Source organism: Pseudarthrobacter leeuwenhoeki, from assembly GCF_055412885.1.
Map to the genome: position 1 here is coordinate 80,230 of NZ_JBVAYY010000005.1, position 22,368 is coordinate 102,597.

General features: G+C 68.1%; 22 protein-coding genes. 15 read left to right on the forward strand and 7 right to left on the reverse strand.

Annotated features, from left to right (window positions below):
* The first annotated feature begins 8 nt into the window (after positions 1–8).
* The 7 genes from ACZYX4_RS05745 (at position 9) to ACZYX4_RS05775 (ending at position 9,284) form a co-directional block, all read left to right on the forward strand.
* The gene (locus ACZYX4_RS05745; protein WP_463874360.1) at positions 9–1,652 is read left to right on the forward strand and encodes an alkaline phosphatase D family protein; all 1,644 of its coding nucleotides are present in this window, start codon (positions 9–11) and stop codon (positions 1,650–1,652) included.
* Positions 1,649–2,950 carry an alkaline phosphatase family protein gene (locus ACZYX4_RS05750; RefSeq protein ID WP_463874361.1) on the forward strand — a complete coding sequence of 434 codons (1,302 nt, stop codon included), beginning with the start codon at positions 1,649–1,651 and terminating at the stop codon, positions 2,948–2,950. The genes ACZYX4_RS05745 and ACZYX4_RS05750 overlap by 4 nt, the downstream gene beginning before the upstream one ends.
* Before the next feature lie 375 nt (positions 2,951–3,325).
* Positions 3,326–4,327, forward strand: a complete 1,002-nt coding sequence (gene iolC / locus ACZYX4_RS05755) for a 5-dehydro-2-deoxygluconokinase (protein ID WP_463874363.1) — start codon at positions 3,326–3,328, stop codon at positions 4,325–4,327.
* The gene (locus ACZYX4_RS05760) at positions 4,324–5,292 is read left to right on the forward strand and encodes a Cgl0159 family (beta/alpha)8-fold protein (protein WP_463874364.1); all 969 of its coding nucleotides are present in this window, start codon (positions 4,324–4,326) and stop codon (positions 5,290–5,292) included. The genes iolC and ACZYX4_RS05760 overlap by 4 nt, the downstream gene beginning before the upstream one ends.
* A gap of 39 nt (positions 5,293–5,331) precedes the next feature.
* A complete protein-coding gene (iolD, locus tag ACZYX4_RS05765) occupies positions 5,332–7,260 on the forward strand; it encodes a 3D-(3,5/4)-trihydroxycyclohexane-1,2-dione acylhydrolase (decyclizing) (RefSeq protein ID WP_463874365.1) in 1,929 nt (642 codons plus the stop codon).
* Between the two features lie 33 nt (positions 7,261–7,293).
* The gene (locus ACZYX4_RS05770; RefSeq protein WP_463874367.1) at positions 7,294–8,205 is read left to right on the forward strand and encodes a sugar phosphate isomerase/epimerase family protein; all 912 of its coding nucleotides are present in this window, start codon (positions 7,294–7,296) and stop codon (positions 8,203–8,205) included.
* Positions 8,206–8,243: 38 nt separating this feature from the next.
* Positions 8,244–9,284 (forward strand): Gfo/Idh/MocA family protein, encoded by a 1,041-nt coding sequence (locus tag ACZYX4_RS05775; protein ID WP_463874369.1) that lies wholly within the window; start codon positions 8,244–8,246, stop codon positions 9,282–9,284.
* A gap of 65 nt (positions 9,285–9,349) precedes the next feature.
* Here ACZYX4_RS05775 and ACZYX4_RS05780 read toward each other — a convergent pair whose 3' ends face one another.
* Positions 9,350–9,799: a MarR family winged helix-turn-helix transcriptional regulator gene (locus ACZYX4_RS05780; protein WP_463874371.1), complete on the reverse strand. Its 450-nt coding sequence runs from the start codon at positions 9,797–9,799 to the stop codon at positions 9,350–9,352.
* A gap of 172 nt (positions 9,800–9,971) precedes the next feature.
* Between ACZYX4_RS05780 and ACZYX4_RS05785 the strand changes: the two genes are divergently transcribed.
* Positions 9,972–11,213 carry an MFS transporter gene (locus tag ACZYX4_RS05785; RefSeq protein ID WP_463874372.1) on the forward strand — a complete coding sequence of 414 codons (1,242 nt, stop codon included), beginning with the start codon at positions 9,972–9,974 and terminating at the stop codon, positions 11,211–11,213.
* Between the two features lie 157 nt (positions 11,214–11,370).
* On the opposite strand, the gene ACZYX4_RS05790 is transcribed toward ACZYX4_RS05785, so the two are convergent.
* On the reverse strand, positions 11,371–11,550 hold the full coding sequence (locus ACZYX4_RS05790; RefSeq protein WP_463874374.1) for a hypothetical protein: 180 nt from the start codon (positions 11,548–11,550) through the stop codon (positions 11,371–11,373).
* On the opposite strand from ACZYX4_RS05790, the gene ACZYX4_RS05795 reads away from it, so the two are divergent.
* The 3 genes from ACZYX4_RS05795 to ACZYX4_RS05805 are packed head-to-tail and all read left to right on the forward strand — an operon-like array spanning position 11,543 to position 14,412.
* Positions 11,543–12,382 (forward strand): substrate-binding domain-containing protein, encoded by an 840-nt coding sequence (locus tag ACZYX4_RS05795; protein ID WP_463874376.1) that lies wholly within the window; start codon positions 11,543–11,545, stop codon positions 12,380–12,382. The two genes, ACZYX4_RS05790 and ACZYX4_RS05795, sit on opposite strands and share 8 nt — an antisense overlap.
* 52 nt (positions 12,383–12,434) lie before the next feature.
* Complete coding sequence (locus ACZYX4_RS05800; RefSeq protein ID WP_463874378.1) at positions 12,435–13,484, forward strand: ABC transporter permease; 1,050 nt, start codon at positions 12,435–12,437, stop codon at positions 13,482–13,484.
* Positions 13,485–13,497: 13 nt separating this feature from the next.
* Positions 13,498–14,412, forward strand: a complete 915-nt coding sequence (locus ACZYX4_RS05805; protein ID WP_463874380.1) for an ATP-binding cassette domain-containing protein — start codon at positions 13,498–13,500, stop codon at positions 14,410–14,412.
* Positions 14,413–14,464: 52 nt separating this feature from the next.
* On the opposite strand, the gene iolB is transcribed toward ACZYX4_RS05805, so the two are convergent.
* From iolB to ACZYX4_RS05820, 3 genes are all read right to left on the reverse strand, one after another.
* Positions 14,465–15,358 (reverse strand): 5-deoxy-glucuronate isomerase, encoded by an 894-nt coding sequence (gene iolB, locus ACZYX4_RS05810; protein ID WP_463874381.1) that lies wholly within the window; start codon positions 15,356–15,358, stop codon positions 14,465–14,467.
* Positions 15,359–15,416: 58 nt separating this feature from the next.
* Positions 15,417–16,157, reverse strand: coding sequence for a GntR family transcriptional regulator (locus tag ACZYX4_RS05815; RefSeq protein WP_463874583.1), 741 nt, complete (start codon positions 16,155–16,157; stop codon positions 15,417–15,419).
* Between the two features lie 129 nt (positions 16,158–16,286).
* A complete protein-coding gene (locus tag ACZYX4_RS05820) occupies positions 16,287–17,108 on the reverse strand; it encodes a gamma-glutamyl-gamma-aminobutyrate hydrolase family protein (RefSeq protein WP_463874382.1) in 822 nt (273 codons plus the stop codon).
* Positions 17,109–17,161: 53 nt separating this feature from the next.
* Between ACZYX4_RS05820 and ACZYX4_RS05825 the strand changes: the two genes are divergently transcribed.
* Entirely contained in the window at positions 17,162–17,662 is a 501-nt protein-coding gene (locus tag ACZYX4_RS05825) for an SRPBCC family protein (RefSeq protein ID WP_463874383.1), read from the forward strand.
* Between the two features lie 9 nt (positions 17,663–17,671).
* Positions 17,672–18,805 (forward strand): LOG family protein, encoded by a 1,134-nt coding sequence (locus ACZYX4_RS05830; protein WP_463874384.1) that lies wholly within the window; start codon positions 17,672–17,674, stop codon positions 18,803–18,805.
* Positions 18,806–18,809: 4 nt separating this feature from the next.
* On the opposite strand, the gene ACZYX4_RS05835 is transcribed toward ACZYX4_RS05830, so the two are convergent.
* A complete protein-coding gene (locus ACZYX4_RS05835) occupies positions 18,810–19,724 on the reverse strand; it encodes a matrixin family metalloprotease (RefSeq protein WP_463874385.1) in 915 nt (304 codons plus the stop codon).
* Positions 19,724–20,881, reverse strand: coding sequence for a VIT1/CCC1 transporter family protein (locus tag ACZYX4_RS05840; protein ID WP_463874387.1), 1,158 nt, complete (start codon positions 20,879–20,881; stop codon positions 19,724–19,726). Before ACZYX4_RS05840 ends, ACZYX4_RS05835 begins: the two co-directional genes overlap by 1 nt.
* 259 nt (positions 20,882–21,140) lie before the next feature.
* On the opposite strand from ACZYX4_RS05840, the gene ACZYX4_RS05845 reads away from it, so the two are divergent.
* Both ACZYX4_RS05845 and ACZYX4_RS05850 read left to right on the forward strand, forming a co-directional pair.
* The gene (locus tag ACZYX4_RS05845) at positions 21,141–21,377 is read left to right on the forward strand and encodes a hypothetical protein (RefSeq protein ID WP_463874388.1); all 237 of its coding nucleotides are present in this window, start codon (positions 21,141–21,143) and stop codon (positions 21,375–21,377) included.
* A gap of 305 nt (positions 21,378–21,682) precedes the next feature.
* Entirely contained in the window at positions 21,683–22,258 is a 576-nt protein-coding gene (locus tag ACZYX4_RS05850; RefSeq protein WP_463874389.1) for a helix-turn-helix domain-containing protein, read from the forward strand.
* Positions 22,259–22,368 lie beyond the last annotated feature (110 nt).

The following is a 22,368-nucleotide window of genomic DNA, read 5'->3' on the forward strand; positions in this document are numbered from 1 at the left end:
TGGAAGTCATGACCAACTTTACTCGTCGTCAAGTACTGCGTTCAGCAGGAGTCGCCGCCGTGGCCGGAACCATCGCCACGAGCACTCCCGCAGACGCGTTTTCCGCCTCCCAGGCCGGCCCCTTTAGCCACGGGATCGCCTCAGGAGATCCCATGCCGGGGAGCGTGCTGCTGTGGACCCGAGTCACGCCCACCCCGGAATCACTACCCGGCAGCGGTGCCGGCCCGGACGTGTCCGTCCGATGGGAAATTTCCGCCGATGCAGCCTTCAAGAAAGTGGTGGCCCGCGGTACCGCGGCCACGGGCCCGGCCCGGGACCACACCGTGAAGGTCGTGGCAGCAGGGTTGGCTCCCGCCACAAGCTATTGGTACCGGTTCACTCTCGGGAAGAAGATCTCCCCCGTGGGCCGCACCCGGACCGCACCGGCCGCCGGCGCCGCGGTGGCCCGGCTGAAATTCGGCGTGGTGTCCTGCGCGAACTGGCAGGCAGGATATTTCTCCTCCTACCGCCATCTGGCCGCACGGGGCGATCTCGACGCCGTCCTCCATCTCGGGGACTACCTCTACGAATACGCACCCGGCGACTACCAGGCCCGCGACGAGGTGGTCCGTCCGCACGATCCGGCCTTCGAGATGACCCAGCTGGGGCACTACCGCCGCCGTCATGCCCAGTACAAAACCGACCCCGACCTTCAGGCGCTGCACGCCGCGGCCCCGTTCATCGTGACCTGGGACGACCACGAATCGGCCAACGACGCCTGGAAGGGCGGCGCCGAAAACCACACCGAGGGCACCGAAGGCGCCTGGAGCGAGCGCTTCACGGCCGCACACCGGGCCTATTCTGAGTGGATGCCCGTACGCTACGAGCCGGGCGGCCAGCTCTACCGCCGCCTGGACTTCGGCTCCCTGGCCAGCCTGTCCATGCTGGACCTGCGTTCCTACCGTGACCAGCAGGCCGCCAACGGTGCGGATCCCGCCGTCAACAGCCCCGCCCGCACTATCACGGGCGCCGCCCAGATGGACTGGCTGCTGGGCAACCTCAAATCCACCGGCCCGCAATGGAAGCTCGTGGGCAACCCCGTTATGATCGCGCCCGTCCGCATTCCCTCGACCCTGAGCACCGCCGAACTGGCGGGCGTGCAAAAACTGATGGGCGGGACAACCATCAGCGGCGTGCCCTACAACGTGGACCAGTGGGACGGCTACGAGGTGGACCGCAACCGCGTGGTCCGCCATCTGCGCGATAACGCCATCAAGGACACCGTCTTCCTCACCGGCGACATCCACTCCGGCTGGGCCTGCGACATCCCCGCGGATCCGGCCACCTACCCGGCCACCGGCGATTCCGTGGCCGTGGAATTGGTCTGCACCTCTGTCACGAGCGACAACCTCGACGACATCCTGAACGTTCCGCCCCGGACCGGATCCGTCGTCGTGGAGAACGCCATCAAGGCGGCCAACCCGCACGTCAAGTACCTGGACTTTGACTCGCACGGCTACTCCGTCCTGGACGTGACGCCGGCCGGAGTCCGGATGGACTGGTACGTCCTCGCCGAACGCACCTCCGCCGGCTCCGGATCAACGCTGTCCACATCGTTCAACGTGCAAGCCAATACCGGCAAGGTCACGCCGACTCAAGGAGGACTCCAATGAGCCGATCACCGCAGCAGGACACACCCGCGGGCCACAGGCTTCCGACGCCGGGACGCCGGCAGTTTCTGCAAATCGCCGCTGCCGGCGGGGCCGCCGTCGTCCTTTCAGCGGCGCAGGGCACCGCCTGGGCTGCCCCCGCCGCTGGACGGACCCGAAGCTACGTGCTGGTGGTGGACGGCTGCCGGCCGGATGAGATCACCCCCGCGCTGACGCCGAGGCTGGCAGCACTTCGCGACGCAGGCACCAATTTCCCTGCGGCACGCTCGCTTCCGGTGATGGAGACCATTCCCAACCACGTCATGATGATGACGGGGGTGCGCCCGGACCGGTCGGGGGTGCCGGCCAACGCCATCTTCGACCGGACCGAGAACGTGCTCCGCGACCTCGACCGGCCCACGGACCTGCACTTCCCCACCCTCCTGGAGCGGCTGCAGGAGCGCGGGCTCACGACCGGATCGGTGCTCAGCAAGAAGTACCTCTACGGCATCTTCGGTGCCAGGGCAAGCTACCGGTGGGAACCCCAGCCTGTGCTCCCGGTGACCGGCCACGCGCCCGACGCCGCCACCATGGACGCGCTGCTGGCGATGGTGAGCGGCCCGGACCCGGATTTTGTGTTCACCAACCTGGGCGACATCGACCGCGTGGGCCACTCAGACGTCTCCGGAACCACGTTGCGGGCAGCGCGTGGGGCTGCCCTGGCGGCCACGGACATGCAGGTGGGCCGCTTCATCGACCACCTGAAGAACACCGGTAAGTGGGACTCCAGCGTGGTGATGGTGCTCGCCGACCATTCCATGGACTGGTCCATCCCCAGCAACCTCATCTCGATCAACCTCATCCTCCAGTCCCGTCCGGAGCTGCAGTCGAAGATCACGATTGCCCAGAACGGCGGCGCGGACCTGCTTTATTGGACCGGCCCCGAACGGGACCGCGCGGCCGGTCTGGCCGCCGTCGAACAGCTGGTCAGTGCGCATGAGGGCGTACTGTCGGTCAACAAGCCGGCAGACCTCCGGCTGGGCGACGAGGCGGGAGACCTGGTGGCCTACTGCCGCGCGGGCTGGCGATTCTCCGACCCGTACGTGGCGTCGAATCCCATCCCGGGCAACCACGGGCACCCCGCCACGGAGCCAATCCCGTTCTTCGTCTCCGGCGGCAGCCCGCTGGTGGTGAAGGGATCGGCGTCCTCCGAAGCAGCCCGGACCGCCGACGTCGCGCCGACCATCGGCAGGATTTACGGGCTAAAGCCCCCTGCCGGCGGCTACGACGGAACGGCCCGGAGGTCCGCTTTCACCAGGTAGCCCGGCTTGCCTCTGCGGCTCCCGACAGGACAACGCGGGGTCACTTCGCGCCCATTCCACACCCCTGGATGGGCGTAAAGTGACCCCGCGTTGGTGTTTGCCGTGGGGAAGCCGCGCGTCACCTGTCCTCACTTTGTTAGTAGGTCCGGACAAACTAATGAAGGAGGCGCGCGTGTCCGCCGGATGTCGCCCTTACGGCCGCGGAGGGGGCGCTCAGGCACTTGTGCAATGTTGTCAATATGTCAGTACAAACCTTTGACAGCACATGGGTTCTAGGGCAGGGTAGGGGATGTGGCCCGGCTCACGCCGGCTTCCTCAGCACCGAATTTCAGGCTGCAAAGGTACCGAGTTCACCCGGAAAGGTCCGCGATCACCGTGACCCACGAACTGCTCACGATCGGGCGCATCAGCGTTGATATCTACCCGAACGACATCGGGGTGGATCTGGAGGACGTCACGACCTTCGGGAAGTACCTGGGCGGGTCACCGTCCAACGTGGCCGTCGCCGCCGCCCGCCATGGCCGCCGCGCCGCTGTCATCACCCGCACCGGCGACGACGCCTTCGGCAACTACCTGCACCGCGAACTGCGCAAGTTCAACGTGGACGATTCCTTCGTCACCGCGGTTCCGGAATGGCCCACCGCCGTCACCTTCTGCGCGATCAAGCCGCCGGAGGACTTCCCGCTCTACTTCTACGGACGCTTCCCCACAGCCCCGGACCTGCAGATCAAAGCCGAGGACCTGGACCTGGACGCCATCAGGGACGCCGGCATCTTCTGGTCCACGCTCACGGGCCTCTGCCAGGAACCCAGCCGCGCCGCCCACCTCGCGGCGCACGAGGCGCGGCCCCGCACCGGGCTGAAGCCCGGCCAGTTCACCATCCTGGACCTCGACTACCGGCCGTTGTTCTGGGCCTCCGAAACCGATGCCCGGGAACAGGTCGCCGGGATCCTCCCGCACGTCACGGTGGCCATCGGCAATGACAAGGAATGCGCCGTCGCTGTTGGCGAGGGCACTCCGGACGAACAGGCGGACCGGCTGCTCGCGGCCGGCGTCGAGATCGCCGTCGTCAAGCTCGGCGCGGAAGGTGTCATGGCCAAGACCCGCACCGGGCGCGTCGTTTCCGCCCCGGTGCCGGTGGAAACCGTCAACGGCCTGGGCGCCGGTGACTCCTTCGGCGGGGCGTTCTGCCACGGGCTGCTCTCCGGCTGGCCGCTGGCCCAGGTCCTCGATTTCGCCAACGCCGCCGGCGCGCTCGTCGCCTCCCGGCTCTCCTGCGCCGACGCCATGCCGACGCCGGAGGAAGTCATCGGCCTGCTCGCCGAACGCGGCCGCCTCGTACCGGGCAACTTCGCCACCGAAGGAGCAACACTGTGAGCGTCCACCCCGCCGCCGCCACCCCCGCGGTGGACGATGACCCCCGCCGCTACGAACACCTGAGCATCATCCGGCTCGAGGACCCCGACGCGATCGCCCGCGCCGCGAAAGCCCGGCGCCGCCACCCGGGCGTCAAGGCCGGCAAACAGAACTTCATCGTCGCCGCCGACCATCCGGCCCGCGGCGCCCTCGCCGTCGGCAGCGACCCCGTGGCCATGGCCGACCGCCGGCAACTCCTGGACCGGCTCCGGATCGCCCTGGCCAACCCCGGCGTCGACGGCGTGCTGGCCTCCCCGGACATCATGGACGACCTGCTCCTGCTCGGCGCGCTGGAGGGCAAGATGCTCTTCGGCTCTATGAACCGCGGCGGGCTCACCGGCCTGGTCAACGAACTCGATGACCGCTTCACCGGCCACACGGCCGCCGCCCTCGAGGCGCTGGGCGCCGACGGCGGCAAGATGCTCACGCGCATCTGCCTTGGCGACCCGGGCACCGTCGCCACGCTGGAAGCCACCGCCAAAGCGATCGATGCCCTCGCCCAGCGCAAGCTCATCGCCATGGTGGAACCGTTCCTGTCCGTCCGCGAGAACGGCAGGGTCCGCAACGACCTTTCGACCAGCGCCGTCATCACATCCGTCGTGATCGCCGAAGGCCTGGGCTCCACCAGCGCCTACACCTGGCTGAAGCTCCCGGTTGTGGCCGAAATGGAACGCGTCATGGCGGCCACCACCATGCCCACCGTGCTCCTCGGCGGCGACCCGGACAGCAGCCAGGACGACGTCTTTGCCAGCTGGGAAGCAGCCCTCGCGCTGCCGGGCGTCCAGGGACTCACCGTCGGCCGGACCCTGCTTTACCCGCACGACGGCGACGTCGCCGGCGCCGTGGCAACCGCCGCCTCGCTGCTGCTGCACCGCACCGCAGCCACCGGCGCAGCAGCCACCCGCACCGCAGAAGTATCGGAGTAACGTCCCATGGGAACCAGAACTGCCTCAGGTACACGCAGAATGACGGTCGCGCAGGCGGTCGTCGAATACCTGTCCCAGCAGTACACCGTCGATTCGATCGGCGGCCGGGACTACCGTGAGCGGCTGATCCCGGGCACCTTCGGCATCTTCGGCCACGGCAATGTCGCCGGCGTCGGCCAGGCCCTCAAGCAGTACCAGCAGCTCGATCCCACGATCATGCCGTATTACCAGGGCCGGAACGAACAGGCCCAGGCGCACCAGGCCGTCGGCTACGCCCGGCACACCCGCCGCCGCCAGACCTTTGCGATCAGCACCTCGATCGGCCCCGGTTCCTCGAACCTGCTCACCGGCGCGGCCCTGGCCACCACCAACCGGCTGCCCGTGCTCCTGCTGCCGAGCGACACCTTCGCCACCCGCGCCGCGGACCCCGTCCTGCAGCAACTCGAACGCCCGGAGGCCTACGACATCACAGTCAACGACGCTTTCCGTCCGCTGTCGAAGTTCTTCGACTGCGTCTCCCGGCCCGAGCAGCTGTTCTCCGCATTCCACCACGGGCTCCGGGTGTTGACGGACCCGGCCGAGACCGGCGCCGTGACCATCTCGCTGCCCCAGGACGTCCAGGCCGAGGCCTTGGACGTGCCCGGGGAATTCCTCGCCGAACGCGAATGGCGGATCCGCCGCCCGGACGCCGACGACGAGGACATCCGCCGCGCCGCCGAGGCGATCCGCGCCGCGAGGTGCCCGCTGATCATCGCCGGCGGCGGCGTCCTCTACGCCTTCGCCAACGAGGAGCTCGCGAAGTTCGTCGAGCTGACCGGCATCCCGGTGGGCAACACCCAGGCCGGCGTCGGCGTCCTGCCCTGGGACCACCAGTTCTCCCTCGGCGCGATCGGCTCCACCGGCACGACGGCGGCCAACGCCATCGCCGCGGAGGCGGACCTGATCATCGGCATCGGCACCCGCTACGAGGACTTCACCACCGCGTCCCGGACCGCGTTCCAGAACCCGGGCGTGTTGTTCATCAACATCAACGTCGCCGCGATCGACGCCTACAAGCACGGCACCTCCCTGCCGATCGTCGCGGACGCCCGCAAGGCCCTCGTCAAACTGAACCAGGCCCTGGGCGGCTACCGGATCGGCGCCGACCTGGAACAGCGGATCGCGGCCGGGAAGGCCCGCTGGGACGCCACCGTGGACGAGGCCTTCGACACCCGGTCCACCCCGCTGCCGGCCCAGAGCGAGATCATCGGCGCCACGCACCGCGCCATGGACGCCCGGGACGTGGTCATCGGCGCCGCCGGGTCCCTGCCGGGCGACCTGCACAAGATGTGGCGCGTCCGGGACCCCTTCGGCTACCACGTCGAATACGCCTACTCCTGCATGGGCTACGAAATCCCCGGCGGCCTCGGCGTCAAGAGGGCGGCACTGGCCGAAGCGGCGAGGGGCGAGGCGCAGCGCGACGTCGTTGTGATGGTGGGGGACGGCTCCTACCTCATGATGCACACCGAGCTGGTCACCGCCGTCGCCGAACGGATCAAGCTGATCGTGGTCCTGATCCAGAACCACGGCTTCGCCTCGATCGGCTCGCTCTCCGCATCCCTGGGCTCGCAGCGATTCGGCACCCGGTACCGCGCCCTCGACGAGGAACACCACAGCTTCGACGACGGCGAGCGGCTCCCCGTGGACCTGGCCCTGAATGCCGAAAGCCTCGGCGTGAAGGTGGTCCGGATCGAACCGGGGGAGAAGGCCATCGCTGAGCTCGAACAGGCCGTCCGGGACGCCAAAGCGGCGCCCGAACGCGGCGGCCCGATCCTCATCCACGTGGAATCCAACCCGCTGCTGGACGCCCCCAGCTCCGGGTCCTGGTGGGATGTCCCGGTCTCCCAGATCTCCGAGCTCGACTCCACCAAACAGGCATACCAGACTTACACCGAGCACAAGAACCGCCAGCGCAAGCTGCTGGGCTGACTGACCCGGCCAACCGATGGGAAGGAACGCGCAATGACGGAGAACAAGCTGATCATCGGCACCGCGCCGGACTCCTGGGGCGTCTGGTTCGCGGATGACCCCCAGCAGACCCCGTGGGAACGCTTCCTCGACGAGGCCGCCGAATCCGGCTACAAGTGGATTGAGCTGGGCCCCTGCGGCTACCTCCCCACCGACCCCGCACGGCTCGCCGAGGAGCTCAAGGCCCGCGATCTGCAGATCTCAGCCGGCACCGTGTTCACCGCCTTCCACCGCGGCGTGGACCAGTGGGACGCCGCGTGGGAGCCGGCCCGCCGGGTCGCGGAACTCACCGCCGCACTGGGTGGGGAACACATCGTGGTCATCCCTGCGATGTGGCGCGACGACGTCACGGGCGAGGCTATGGAAAGCGGCGAACTCAGCGAAAAAGCCTGGGCCGATCTCTTCGCCGGGCACAACCGCCTCGGCAGGACCCTGCTGGAGGACTACGGCCTGAAGCAGCAGTTCCACTCCCACGCCGACTCCCACGTCGGCGCGCAGGAGGACATCGAGACCCTGCTCGCCGCCACGGACCCGAAGCATCTCAACCTGTGCCTGGACACCGGGCACGCCGAGTACTGCGGCGCGTCCAGCCTGGAGCTGATCAGGAACTACCCGGACCGGATTGGCTACCTGCACCTCAAGCAGATCAACCCGGACATCCTCGGGCGGGTCAACGAGGAGAACATGACCTGGGCCGCCGCCAACCTGGCCGGCGTGATGACCGAACCGCCGAACGGCCTGCCGGACCTGCGCGCCGTCATCGAGGCCGTCGAGGCGCTGAACCGGCCGATCTTTGGCATCGTGGAACAGGACATGTACCCCGTAGCCTTCGACGTCCCGATGCCGATCGCCCAACGCACCCGGAACTACCTGCTTTCCTGCGGCTCCCGCACCGCCGTCAACTAGCCGTCAACCAGCCGTCAACCAGGACTGAGGAGCAGACCATGGCCAGGACCCTCCGCGTAGCTGTCATCGGCGCCGGCCGTATGGGCGCAGACCACATCCAGCGGCTCAACACCCGCATCCACGGCGCGGAAGTTGCCGCCGTCGTCGACGTCGACCTCGCCCGTGCGCAGGCCGCCATCGAAGGTATCCCGGGCGCCGTCGCCCTGGCCGACGCCGACGAGGCCCTCAACAACGGCGGCGTCAACGCCGTGCTGATCGCCACCCCCGGCTTCCTGCACGAGGACATCCTGCTCAAGGCGATCGCCAAGGACATCCCGATCCTCTGCGAAAAGCCGCTCACCCCGGACGCCGCGTCCGCCTGGAAGATCGTCCAGGCCGAGGAACAGCTGGGCCACCAGCGCATCCAGGTCGGCTTCATGCGCCGCTTCGACGCCGAATACGCCGCCCTCGGCAAGATCATCCGCGACTCCGAACTCGGCGAGCTGCTGATGCTGCACCACCAGCACCGCAACCCGGCCACCCCGCCCGGCTTCACCAACGAGATGCTGATCAACGACTCCGTGGTCCACGAATTCGACGCGATCCGCTACTTCACCGGCGAGGAAATCATGTCCGTCCAGGTCCGCCTCGGCAAGGCCACCAGGAACGCCCCGGCCGGCCAGCACGACCCGCAGCACGTGCTGATCGAGACCGAATCCGGCGTCCTGGCCGACGTCGAAATCTACGTCAACGCCACGTTCGGCTACGAGGTGGCCACCCAGGCCTCCTTCGAGGACGGCATTGTCAGCATCGGCGGGGACCAGGGCCCGTACACCCGCAGCAACGGCCGCTGGGGCGGCACGGTCAGCCCCGGCTTCGAGGCGCGCTTCAGCGCCGCCTACGACGCCGAAATCCAGTCCTGGGTGGATGCTGCCCTGCGCGGTGAAATCGGCGGCCCGACCGCCTGGGACGGGTACGCCACCGCAGCCTGCTGCGAGGCCGGCGTCGAGGCGCAGAAGAACGGCGAAAAGGTCGCCGTGAAGCTGAACGCCAGGCCCAACCTCTACCGCCAGGAAGGCCGCAGCCCAGGGTCGTTGTGAGCCCGCAAACGGCCCTTGGCTGCGAGCCGCCGGGGCGTCCGGGCGGCGCTTTCTGCAGTGTCCAGCTAGACCGCGGCGTGCAGGCGTGGCAGTGCGTCGACCAGGAGCGCCAGCTCCGGCACCTCCTGCGCCTCGGCCAGCGTACGCTCCAGCGTGGCGTCATGGCTGGGCCGGGCCTTCTCCAGCAACTTGATGCCGCTGGGCGTAAGTTCGGTGTAGATCCCGCGGCGGTCATCGGCGCACAGGATCCGGGTCAGCAGGCCCCGGTCCTCCAGCCGGTTAACCAGGCGTGTGGTGGCGCTGGCGCTCAGCGCCGTGGCGCGGGCCAGCTGCTGCATCCGCATGTGCCAGCCGTCCTGGCGGCTCAGCGCATCCAGCACGGTGTACTCCACGACGGACAGCTGCGCTACAGCCTGCAGCGAGCGCTCCAGCTCCGCCTCGATCAGTCCGTGCAGGGCCGCCAGGGTCCGCCAGCCTTGCGCCCGGACCTCGACGGCGTCGTCTTTGATGCCCATCAGTTCTTCCCTTCAGATCAGCCCGCCCCGCCCCGGAAGACCCCGGAACGCAGACAGCCCACAAAGTAGTTGCTTGCGCGGTATAGTTGCTTGTGCAACAATCAATAACGCGTCTGCAACTAATAGCTTACGCTTCGCACTTCTTTCCGTACAGTTTTGAAGGAGCACCTCCATGCCTATTGGCCTGATAGCACTCGCCCTCGGCGGGTTCGGCATCGGACTCGCCGAGTTCGTCATTATGGGCCTGCTGCCCGAAGTGGCCGCCGGCTTCCGGGTGAGCGAGGCCACGGCGGGCTGGCTCATCTCCGGCTATGCGCTGGCCGTCGTCGTAGGCGCCCTGCTCCTGACGGCCGCCGTCACGCGCTTCGAGCGCAAGCCGGTCCTGGCCCTGCTGATGGTGCTGTTCACCGCCGGCAACCTGGTCTCGGCCATTGCGCCCGATTACGCATGGATGATGACCGGCCGCATCATCGCCGCCCTCGCGCACGGTGCGTTCTTCGGCATCGGAGCGGTGGTTGCCGCCAGCATGGTCGCCCCCGCCAAAAAGGCCGGCGCGATCGCCATCATGTTCACCGGGCTCACGGCGGCCAACGTCCTGGGCGTTCCCTTTGGCACGATGCTGGGCCAGGCCGCCGGCTGGCGGTCCACGTTCTGGGCGATCACAGGCATCGGCATCATTTCCCTCGTGGGCATTCTGACGCTGGTCCCGAAAACAGGTGCCGGTGATGTTGCCCCCGGCGGCCTGCGGGGGGAACTCCGGGCCTTCCGGTCCGGCCAGGTCTGGCTCTCCATCCTGGTCACCATCTTCGGCTACGGCGGCATGTTCGGCGCCTTCACCTACATCGCCTACACCCTCACCGAGGTCACCGGATTCTCCGCCTCCACCGTGCCGTGGCTGCTGATCCTCTTCGGCGTGGGCCTGTTCGTCGGCAACACCGTGGGCGGCAAGGCGGCGGACCGGAACGTGGACCGCACCCTGCTCGTGGCGCTCGCCGTCCTGGTGGTTGTCCTCGTGGTCTTCGCCCTCACTGCCGCCAGCCAGCCGATGACCATCGCCTCGATGGTGCTGCTGGGCGGCTTCGGCTTCGCCACGGTCCCCGGACTGCAGATGCGCGTCATGAAATACGCCACGGCCGCCCCCACCCTGGCATCCGGTGCCAACATCGGAGCCTTCAATGTGGGCAACGCGCTCGGCGCATGGGCGGGCGGCGTGACCATCACCGCAGGCCTCGGCTACACCTCGCCCGTCTGGGCCGGCGCCGGGATCACCCTCCTGGGTCTGGGTGTCATGGTGTTCGCGGCGGCCGCTGCGAAGCGGCACGGCGACGGCGGTACCGGTGGCGTCGGCGTCGCCACTGCCGACCCGCTTGACGCGGGCAGCGAACAGAAGCGTGGGGAACTCCAGCGGGCCTAGCGGTTTCGACGGGACTGTGGAGGTCACGACGACGGCGGCCCCGGCCGTCACATCCTGACATGCTAATGTCAGGACATTAAATTGACACGCACGGGCTGAGTCACGATGATCGAGGTAGGCAGTATTCCGGCTGCAAGGTATCAGCCCGGAGCTGGCATCAAAGGGGATTGGCGATGGCGAGATTTTCCTGGCGTAGGGCAACCCTGTTTGCGGCCGTTGTTCCCATGCTGGCACTCAGCGCGTGCTCCAGCACCGGCGGCAGGTCGGCAATCCCAGGCAATGCTGCTGGCGGCGGCCAGGTCGCCAGCACAGAGCGGATCAAAATTGCGTTGATCACCCACGCCCCGGCCGGTGACACCTTCTGGGACACCGTCCGCAGGGGTGCTGAGGAAGCGGCGGCGAAGGACAACGTGGAATTGCTCTACACGGGCGATCCGGAAGCCGGCCGGCAGGCCCAGTTGATCCAGCAGGCCGTTGACCAAAAAGTGGACGGTATCGCTGTCACTCTGGCGGCCCCGGACGCCCTGAAAGATTCCCTGAAGAAGGCCGCCGACGCGGGCATCCCCATCGTCAGTCTGAATGCCGGCGAATCGGTTGCCACCGCGCTGGGGGCATTCACCCACTTCGGTTCCACCGACGAGCTCGCCGGGCAGGCAGTGGGCGCCGAGCTGGCAGCGGAGGGTTACAGGCACCCCGTGTGCGTGATCCAGGCGCAGGGCCACCTGGGCCTGGAAGCCCGGTGTGCCGGTGTGAAGGCCAAGGTGCCCGGGGCCGAGATCCTGTACGTGAACGGTGCCGACATGACGGCTGTCGAGTCGACGGCGACCGCGAAGCTGCAGGCGTCCCAAGACACTGACGTCATCATCGGATTGGGTGCCCCCGTCACCCTTACCCTCCTGAAGTCCGTGCGGACCGCCGGAAGTTCGGCCAAGGTTGCCAGCTTCGACCTGAACAAGGAACTGGCGCAGAAAATCGTCGATGGCAGTGTCCTGTTCACGGTGGACCAGCAGCCGTGGCTGCAGGGTTACGGAGCCGTCGATGCGCTGTGGCAGAACAAGCGCGGCGGATTCAAAATCGGCGGCGGCCAGCCCGTCCTGACCGGTCCCGCGATCGTTGACAAGTCCAACGCTGCCGATGTCCTGACATTCGCCGAGCAGGGCATCCGCTAAGAGCCCGCGGGCCGGGCCGGCCAACCCCGGCCCGAAAGCAAGGAGAATCATCATGACCATCACCCGGGCCAAGGCAAAACCGGCGGCGCCCGATGAGCGCGTCGCCAGGCGCAGCCCGTTGCAGAAACTTCTCGGACGTCCCGAGGTCGGTGCACTGGTCGGCGCGGTGGTTCTTTTTGTCTTCTTCGCGCTGGTGTCCCCGACCTTCACCCAGCCCAACGCCCTGGCCACCATCCTGTACGGCAGTTCCACGATCGGGATCATGGCGGTGGGGGTGTCCCTGCTGATGATCGGCGGGGAGTTCGACCTGTCCACCGGTGTCGCCGTGATCAGCTCTGCGCTGACGGCGTCACTTTTCAGCTGGTACTTCAGCACGAACGTCTGGGTCGGTGTCGGCCTGGCCCTGCTGGTTTCGTTGGGCATCGGCTTCATCAACGGCTGGATCCTGATGAAGACCAAGCTGCCCAGCTTCATCGTCACCCTGGCGACCTTCCTGATGCTGACGGGCCTGAACCTGGGCCTGACCCGCCTGATCGGCGGCTCGGTATCCTCACCGTCCATCTCCGACATGGACGGCTTCGCTTCCGCCCGGGCGGTGTTTGCCTCCTCAGTGACCATCGGCGGAGTCGACGTCAAGATCACGGTGTTCATCTGGCTCGCGCTCGTCGCAGCGGCCACCTGGGTGCTGATGCGGACCCGGGCGGGGAACTGGATTTTCGCCGTCGGCGGCGACGCAGACGCGGCCCGGGCCGTGGGTGTGCCGGTCAGGGCCACGAAGATGGGCCTGTTTATGGGCGTGGGTTTCTGCGGCTGGATCCTGGGCATGCACAACCTCTTCGCCTTCGACACCGTGCAGTCCGGTGAAGGGGTGGGCAACGAGTTCCTCTACATCATCGCCGCGGTGATCGGCGGCTGCCTCCTGACCGGCGGTTACGGCTCGGCGATCGGCGGCGCGATCGGCGCGTTCATCTTCGGGATGGCCAACAAGGGCATCGTCTATGCGCAGTGGAACCCGGACTGGTTCAAGTTCTTCCTGGGCCTGATGCTGCTGCTGGCCACGATCGTCAACCTCACCGTCAAGCGCCGCGCGGAACTTACGTAGAGGGCTAAGAGAAATGAATACCAACGGGATCGGCCAGCAACCGCAGCTCCAGAACGGAAAAGAGCCCTACACGCACACGTCCGTCCCCCTGCTCTCCCTCGAGGGCGTCGGCAAGCACTACGGCAACATCATCGCCCTGTCCGATGTGACGATGACTGTGGACAACGGCTGCGTCACGTGCGTGCTGGGCGACAACGGCGCCGGTAAGTCCACGCTGATCAAGATCATCGCCGGCCTGCACCGGCACGACGCCGGGATGCTGAAGGTCATGGGCGTGGAACGGACGTTTACCTCTCCCCGGGACGCCTTGGACGCCGGCATAGCCACTGTCTACCAGGACCTGGCCGTGGTGCCCCTGATGCCAATCTGGCGGAACTTTTTCCTCGGCTCGGAACTGACGTCCGGCTTCGGCCCCTTCAAGAGCCTGGACGTCGAGAAGATGAAGAACATCACGCTCAAGGAACTCGCCGCGATGGGGATCGACCTCCGCGACGTGGAGCAGCCCATCGGTCAGCTCTCCGGCGGTGAGCGGCAGTGTGTCGCGATCGCCCGCGCCGTGTACTTCGGCGCGAAGGTCCTGATCCTGGACGAGCCCACCGCGGCCCTGGGCGTGAAGCAGTCCGGCGTGGTCCTGCGCTACATCCTGCAGGCCCGCGACCGCGGCCTGGGGGTCATTTTCATTACCCACAACCCGCACCACGCCTTCCCGGTCGGTGACCGGTTCCTGCTGCTCAAGCGCGGCAAATCGATCGGCTACTACGACAAGAAGGACATCACCCTCGACGAACTCACGGCCCAGATGGCCGGCGGCGCCGAACTCGCGGCAATCGCGCACGAACTCGAGCAGCTCGGCGGGCATGGCGACGTGGCCAGGGAAGTCCAGGGCGAAGGGCCCGATGTAGCCCGGGCCGGCGGCACGTCCCCCTAGCGGCAAGGCAGCAGGGGCCGCCCGTGTGGACACGGCACCGGCGCCGTGCGTTTCAGCCGAAGGGCAGCCGCGGGTCCAGCTCCTGGCCTTCCCAGGTCTGGCGGATCCAGCCGTGGTGCGGGTCGTCGCTGATGAGCCATTCGCGGACCGGGCCGGGGCCCGCCATCACGTTGAGGTAGTACAGGTCGTAGCCCGGTGCCGCCATGGCCGGGCCGTGCCAGCCGTAGGGCACCAGGACGACGTCGCCGGTCCGCACCTCCGCGGAGACATCGATGGGCCGGAAATCCGAGGCGTACACGCGCTGGTAGCCGATCGCGTCCTCGGCTCCCGGCCTGGCCGGAGCGCCGGGCGTCACCCGGGTCTCGAAGTAGTAGATCTCCTCGAGGCTGGTCTCGCCGTCCTTCTCCTCGTCGTGCTTGTGCGGGGGATAGGAGGACCAGTTGCCGGCCGGGGTCAGGACCTCGCAGACGATGAAACGGTCCGCTTCCAGCGCCGCGGGGGTCCCGAAATTGTGGACCTGGCGGGAGCAGTGGCCGGCCCCGCGCAGTTCGACCGGAGTCTCTGCGGCCGTGATCACGCGCGTCGGGTAGGACGCCTTGGCCGGGGCGGTGGCCACGGCGACGCGTCCGCCGTCGGCCGAACTGATGGTCACGGCCTTGCCGGTCCCCGAGTAGAGGACGTCGCTGGGACCGCTGAAAACACTGTCCCGGCCGGCCAGCCGGTACTCCTCGTCGTCGACGGACACCGTGAAGGACCCGTTGAGCGGGACCACGATGCGTTCCTCGTCCGCGGCGGGAAGTTCGACGGCGGCTGCGGCTCCCAGCGTGGCGACCTTCAACCCGGTGTGGGCCCAGCCCTCCACCGCCAGGGTGGAATCGGACGTACCCAGGGAAACGTCCCAGGCGCCTTGGGCGGCGGTGCCGAGCGGATAGACCCAGCTGGCCATGAGTTTCTGCCTTTCCGGCGTCGCGCCGAGTGAAAGCGCGGGTGGTGACGGGTGGGGCCTAGCGTTGGACGAGCGTCATGTCGAAGCTGTAGGAATCCGAACGGTAGACGTGGTGGCCGGTCTCCACCTGGCGCCCGGTGTCGTCCACGGCGGTGCGTTCCATGGTGACAAGGGCCGAGCCCGGGGTGGTTTCCAGCAGGGCCGCCTGGTAGTCGCTCGCGATCATGGCGCCGATCCGCTGTGAGGCGAGCCGGAAGTTCACGCCGCCGTTGCGGAGAATCGCGTAGAGGCCTTGTGAGCCCAGGAGCGCCTCGTCGATGGGGGTGATGTCGTCGCGGACCCAGTTTTCCATCAGCGCCAGCGGTTTTCCGCCGACCTTCCGGAGCCGGGTGAAGTGGTAAACCTTGGAGCCGGCGGGAATCTGGAGTGCTGTGCGGGTGGCGGCGTCGGCCTCATCGTGGGAGAAGCTCAGCACCTCCGTGGTGGGCTTGCTCCCGTTGTTGCTGAGGTCATCGAAGAGGCTGGAGAGTTCGAGGGGGCGCCGGACCTGGCTGGAGACCACCTGGGTGCCGACGCCGCGCTTGCGCACCAGCAGGCCCGAGCGGACCAGTTCATCCATGGCCTTGCGCATGGTGGGGCGGGAAAGGTTCAGCCGGGCGGCCAGGTCGATCTCATTGTCGAGGCGGCTGCCCGGAGGAAGGGCCCCGCCGTGGATGGCAGCCTCGATGCCCTGGACCACCTGGTGGTACAGCGGCACCGGGGAGGACCGGTCGATGGTGAGATTGAGTTGATGCGCCACTTTTTGACTAGCCACTGGTGAAGCGCCCCCTTGTGCCCCGGACCGGGCCCAGGCAGGGCCGCCGGTCACGTTCTCAGCATATGTTCGCTTGATAGGACATACTGCCTAAGTTCATGGTAGCAGGACAGCTCAGGGCCGGAGAGATCTGCGACACACCTCAACAAAGGCGAGGAACGGGGCCAGCCGCTCCCCGGCCGGGAGTTCCAGGGCCTCTGGGTGCCACTGCACGGACACCACCCAGCGCTCCGGGTCCTCCAGCGCCTCGACTGTCCCGTCCTCGGCCACGGCTGTCACCACCAACCCGTCGGCGACCCGGGCCACGGCCTGGTGGTGGCCGGAGGCAATCTTGACCGTGACAGGTTCAGAGCTGACGCCGTTGCCCTTGGCGCCGTCGCCGTCGCCGTCGCCGTTGCCGTTGCCGCGGAGCCCGCTCCCGCCGTACAGGCCGGCAACCTTGCTTCCACCCTGCACGGTGACCTCATGCCAGGCCCACGGTCCGGCCCCGTGCACAGGTTCGGTTTCCTGGTGCGCCACGGCCCCCGGATCCATGTCCTGGACCAGGGTTCCGCCATAGAGGACGTTGAGCAGCTGGTGCCCCCGGCAGATGCCAAACACGGGCAGCCCGGCGTCGATCGACCGCCGCGCAATGGCCAGATCGAGGTCGTCCTGGGCGGGGCTGACGTCATAGCAGGCCTCGCCGGGTTCCTCGCCGTAGATCCCGGGGTCCAGGTCGCCGCCGCCCGGAAGGACGACGCCGTCGAGCGCCTCCAGCGGCTCTTCCGGCGCAGCAAGCAGCACCGGCTCCCCGCCGCCGTCGCGCACCAGGCCCACGATGTAGTCGAAGAGTGCGTTGGCCTCCGCCACCCGCGGATCCGGGTCTGTGGAGCTGCTGAGCCGGACGGGAATGCCGATGCGGGGCCGGCTGCTGCGGGGGAGGGGCGGAGTCTGCATGGTTTATTCTGCAACACAACTTCCGGATCACAACGCAGGTCTAGGATTGACGGATGACCAACAGATATCTCGTGTCCCGCAGCCGCTTCATCGCCGCCACTCCGGAGGCCATCTTCGAGGTGCTCGCCACGCCCGCGCTGCACAGCGTGATCGACGGCTCCGACACCGTGAAGGGTGCCCAGCCGCGCGGCCCCGAACGGCTCGCCCTGGGTGCGAAGTTCGGCATGGAAATGAACATCAAGATGGACTACAAAATCCTCAACACGGTCTGCGAGTTCGAGGAGGGCCGGCGGATCGCGTGGCGGCACTTCGGCGGCCACGTCTGGCGCTACCTGCTGGAGCCCGCGGCCGACGCCGACGGCACCCCGGGCACCCTGGTCACCGAACAGTGGGACGCCCGGGAAGTGCGGGCCAGGATCCTCCTGCGCCTTGCCGGATACCTCCGCCGCCACCCGGCCAACATCGAGCAGACCCTCGCCAAGCTCGACGCCTACATGAAATCCGAGGCCGCATCCGGCACCGGGTCTGGTTCGGCCCCGGACCACCAGCACTAGGCGCGACCGTTGAGCGCTGCCCGCAGCCTGTACCCCAGCCCGCGCACGCTGGAGGTCGAAAGCCTGGACAGCTTCGACCGGCTGGTCGCGGCCGGGGCCAGGACCATGCAGGGCTGGCATGCCCAGTCGCTGGACCTGCGCGGGCGGACGGCGCAACTTGAGGGCATGCAGGCGCAGGGCGGGATTTTCCTCGGATGCACCTTCGACGGCGGTGTGGAGGAATCACTGCGCAGCCGCGGCGCCCTCATTTTCCCCAGGCTTGAGGCCATGCCGTTCAACCCGTACCGCGGGCGGCTGTACACCCCGCAGGAGCTCTACGAGGGAATCTCCGACTCGCGCTATGAGGGCACCCCGGACGCCAGGGTGTACCAGTGGAGCATCCGGCCGGGACAGCGCCACCGCCTGGACGCGACCCTGGCCGCGGCCCTGCACGACCATTCGATCGGCAACGCCCTCGAGGACCTGACGCGCTCGGAACTCTGCGCCGGCCGGACCATGGTGGGCGTGATGGGCGGGCATGCCGCACGCCGCGGATCCGCCGTTTTCGAGGAGGCCGCGCTGCTGGGGCGGCTGCTGGCCAGGGACGGCCGGGTGGTTGCCACGGGCGGCGGTCCCGGCGCCATGGAGGCCGCCAACCTCGGCGCCTACCTGAGTGGGGCCCCGGAACCGGAATTCCGGCGGGCCCTGACGGACCTTGCCGCGGTTCCCGGTTTCCTGCCCTCCGTGTCGGCGTGGGCGCGGTCCGCCGCCGCCGTCGTCGAACGCCATCCGGACGGGACGCCGTCCCTGGGGATTCCCACCTGGTTCTACGGGCACGAGCCGCCAAATTTCTTCGCCACCCACATTGCCAAGTACTTCACCAACGCCATCCGCGAGGCCATCCTGCTGGAGCTGTGCAATGGCGGCATAGTGTTCCTGCCCGGTTCCGCCGGCACGGTGCAGGAAATTTTTCAGGATGCCTGCGAGAACTACTACGGCGCCCCGGAGACCATCATGCCGATGGTGCTGGTGGGGCAGGAGCATTGGCTGCGGCGCTACCCGGCGTGGCCCCTGCTGCAGAGCCTCGCCGCCGGACGGCAGATGGAGAACCGGATCTTCCTGGTGGATACGGTGGAGGAGGCGCTCGCCGTCCTGGACCGGTAGGTGCTTAGAGGTCCTTGCGGCACTGCGCCGAGGCCAGCTCGTACAGGCCGTTCAGGTCCCCGGCGGCCAGGCCGTCCGGCGCGCCGATCTCGGGGTACATCAGCTGCTCCGGGTCCTCCACGTGCTCCAAACCCATGACATGGCCGAGCTCGTGCAGGATCACCGCGGTGGCGTACGCGGCCCCGTCCGTCCGGCTGAGGTCCTCGCCGATCTGCGGGGCATCGAGTTCCAGGCTGCCGGTGACGAAACTCTTGGGCCCGTCGCCGAAGCTGAAGTGGGTGCTGCCTCCGGTGCCGATCACCGGTCCCGCGAGCTGCGGGGCCTGCTCCGGGGTGGTCCACGCGATCAGCAGCGGTGCCCAGCGGTCCCCGTAGGCGTCCGGCTGGTACGGGACGCGGGATGGGGACGGCGCTTCGGTGCTCGGCCCGTCGTCGACGAACTGGATCCCGGTGACGCGGGATATCGTCCCAATCGCATCCTCGACCAGGCGCTCGGCGCCCTCCGGAGCGAGTGCCGCGTTCACCACATAGTGCAGCGGCCGGCAGGGCGAATAGCCCACCGGAGTGCCGTCGTCGTTCAGGGCCAGGAACCGGTAGGAGCTGCTGGCAGCGGCCGGCTTCTGCGGGCGCCCGAGCGGCTCGTCCCGCTCCTCGACTCCGGGCGGGGGAGTATCCGTGTGTACGGCCTCAACGGCCTCCGGCTGGGCAGGCTGACCAGCCGCAGCCTGGCCCGGTCCCGGTCCGGGTCCGCGGTTGACGCCGGACAGTCCGGCGAACCGCGGATCCCCAAGGATGAAGCCGGCGGCCAGCAACGCGGCACCGGCAATCAGGGTGGCGGCGGCAAGGCCGCGGATGATCCGCAAGATGGTGCGGGAGCGGCTGCGCCGCGGTGTCCGGTCCCGGGAGCCAGGACCATCCACTAGGCGACCACGGCGCCGAAGGCCAGGCCCAGCAGATACGTCACGCCCGCCGCGCCCATGCCGATGGCCAGCTGGCGGAGGCCGCGGGACGTCGGGGAGGTGCCGGAGAGGAGCCCGACGACGCCGCCGGTGAACAGCAGCGCCAGCCCCACCAGGACCGCGGAGACCACGAGGGCAGGGATGCCGGTCATTCCCAGCACGAAGGGCAGGATCGGCACAATCGCGCCGGACGCGAAGAAGCAGAAGCTCGACGCCGCCGCGCCCCAGGCGGTCCCGACGGCTTCGTGCTCGTCACGGCCTTCCGGCTGTTCCGGCTGCAGCGACAGGCTGGGATCGCAGTCGCAGTCGCGCAGTCCCATCCGCTCCGCGACGCGGTGTTCGGCGGCTTCCCGCGACATGCCGCGGGCCAGGTAGACCAGCAGCAGTTCGTTGTGTTCGATGTCCAGCGACGGCGCGGCTGCCAGGGTGATCTGGGTGGGGCGGGTCGCCGCGAGGAGTTCGCGCTGGGAGCGCACGGAAATGAATTCGCCCGCTCCCATGGACAGCGCCCCGGCCAGGAGCCCGGCGACACCACTGAGCAGGACCACGGAACTGCCCACGCCGGAGGCGGCCATGCCCATCACGAGGGAAAGGTTGCTGACCAGCCCGTCGTTGGCGCCGAAGACGGCCGCGCGGAAAGTGCCCGCCAGCCGGTTGCGGCCCCGGGTGGCGAGCCCGCGAACGACTTCCTCGTGGATCTGTTCGTCGGCGACCATGGCGGGGGTGGCGGTGGGGTCTGTGGCGTACGGCGATCGGCTCTCGGCCCGCTGGGCGAGGGCCAGGACGAACACCGAGCCGAAGTGGCGGGCCAGGAATCCCAGGAACTGGCTGCGGAGCGAGGCGGGGCGGGTGCGGCCGGCGTGGTCGCCGAGCAGTTGGAGCCAGTGCGCCTCGTGGCGTCCTTCGGCTTCGGCCAGAGCGAGCAGGATCTCGCGCTCTTCGCCGCGGCGGTTCTGGGCCAGGTCGCGGTAGACGGATGCTTCGGCCCGTTCGTCGGCGAGGTACTGCCGCCACCGTTTGATGTCCCCGGAGCTGGGTGTCGTGGCGGGCGCCGGGTGGCGGGGTGCGGGCCGGTGGGGTTCGTGGCTGAACGGGTCAGATGGTGCGTGCTGGGACACGGAAGCTCCTGGGCTTGAAGGGCATGGTTCGGCCCCATTGCGTATCCAGCGTACCCCGTCTTTCCGCGGTTTTTCGGCTGGCGATCCTCAGGAAAGACTTTAGGCAAACCGTAAAAAATGCCTGCGCCGCGGGGCCGGACACAGCTGCCGGAGCCTCGCCCGGGGGGAGCCCTTGACCGCCCGGGTTCGTGGTGTTCGAATGAAAGCCAGGGCGGCCCCCGGGCCTCTGCCGTCACCCCAGTCACACGGAGGTTGCATCATGGAGAACATCGGCTCACGCCCCATCCAGCCGGCCCGGGATTCCCTCGAGTCCGATCCCGCGTACGACTTCGCCGAGGACGCGCCCGTGAGCGATGGCGAGGAGACCGAGGAAGAGGAGCTTCTCGAAGAAGCCGATCGGCTCGTTCCCCTGGACGAGGAGGACTTCCTGGGTGACGAGACGCCCGTGGTGCCGCTCGACGGAGAAGAATCCCTTGAGCCCGAGGAAAATTTGTGAGATTCCCAGCGGCCTAGACGTTCGGCGGTCTCAACGCTCGACGACCTGAACGTGCGGCGGCGGCGCCCCTTCAAAGGGGAGCGCCGCCGTCGACCGTTAACTCGCTGGGCACGCCCAGGGTGAAGACGACGCCACCTGGCGGGAATTAACCAACAGGGCACACCAGCTGTCAAACAGCGTGCTGTGATCCGGGTAACAGTCGCGACGCATTGCGCGGCGCGGGTGGATCCGGCATCCGGGGGATGCCGTCCCGCTAGTATTGCTCCAATGATGGGGCCAAGCGGCCAGCCGTGAAAGGTTCCTAAATGAAGGCTCTACCAGTTGAACCGAGCAACGTCCCCGTTGCCATCGGTTCCCGGATCCGTGCCGCCCGGCAGTCGCAGCGGCTCACCATCGAGCAGGTTGCGGACGCCACCGGGCTGACCAAGGGCTTCCTTAGCCGGGTCGAGCGGGACCTTACCTCACCCTCGGTCGCATCCCTGGTGACGCTGTGCCAGGTGCTCTCCATCTCGATCGGCGATCTCTTTGCCGCCCCGGAAACGCACCTCACCAAGAAGAACGAAGGCCCGCGGATCTCACTGGGCGGCGAAGGGATCGTGGAGCGGCTGCTGACCGCACGCTCAGAGCGTCGCGTCCAGATTATCCAGGCCGTGATCGGGCCCCGCGGCCGCGGCGAATCGGAACTCTATGCCGTGGACTGCGACGTCGACGTGCTGCACGTGGTCAGGGGCAGCATCCGGCTGATCCTCACCAACGAGGAATTCGAACTCCACACCGGGGACACCGTGACGTTCCCGGGCCGTGAGCCGCACACCTGGGTCAACCCGACGGATGAAGCCGTCGAGGTCCTCTGGGTGCTGGTCCCTGCCGCGAGCCGCTAGGTCAATGGCCCGGTAGGGCGTGCGGCCTGCGCTCCTGCCCGGTTACTCGCTCCCGGGCTGCCCGCTGGAGACGGCAGACCCCGGAAATCCGCGGACGCCCGGGGGAGCGT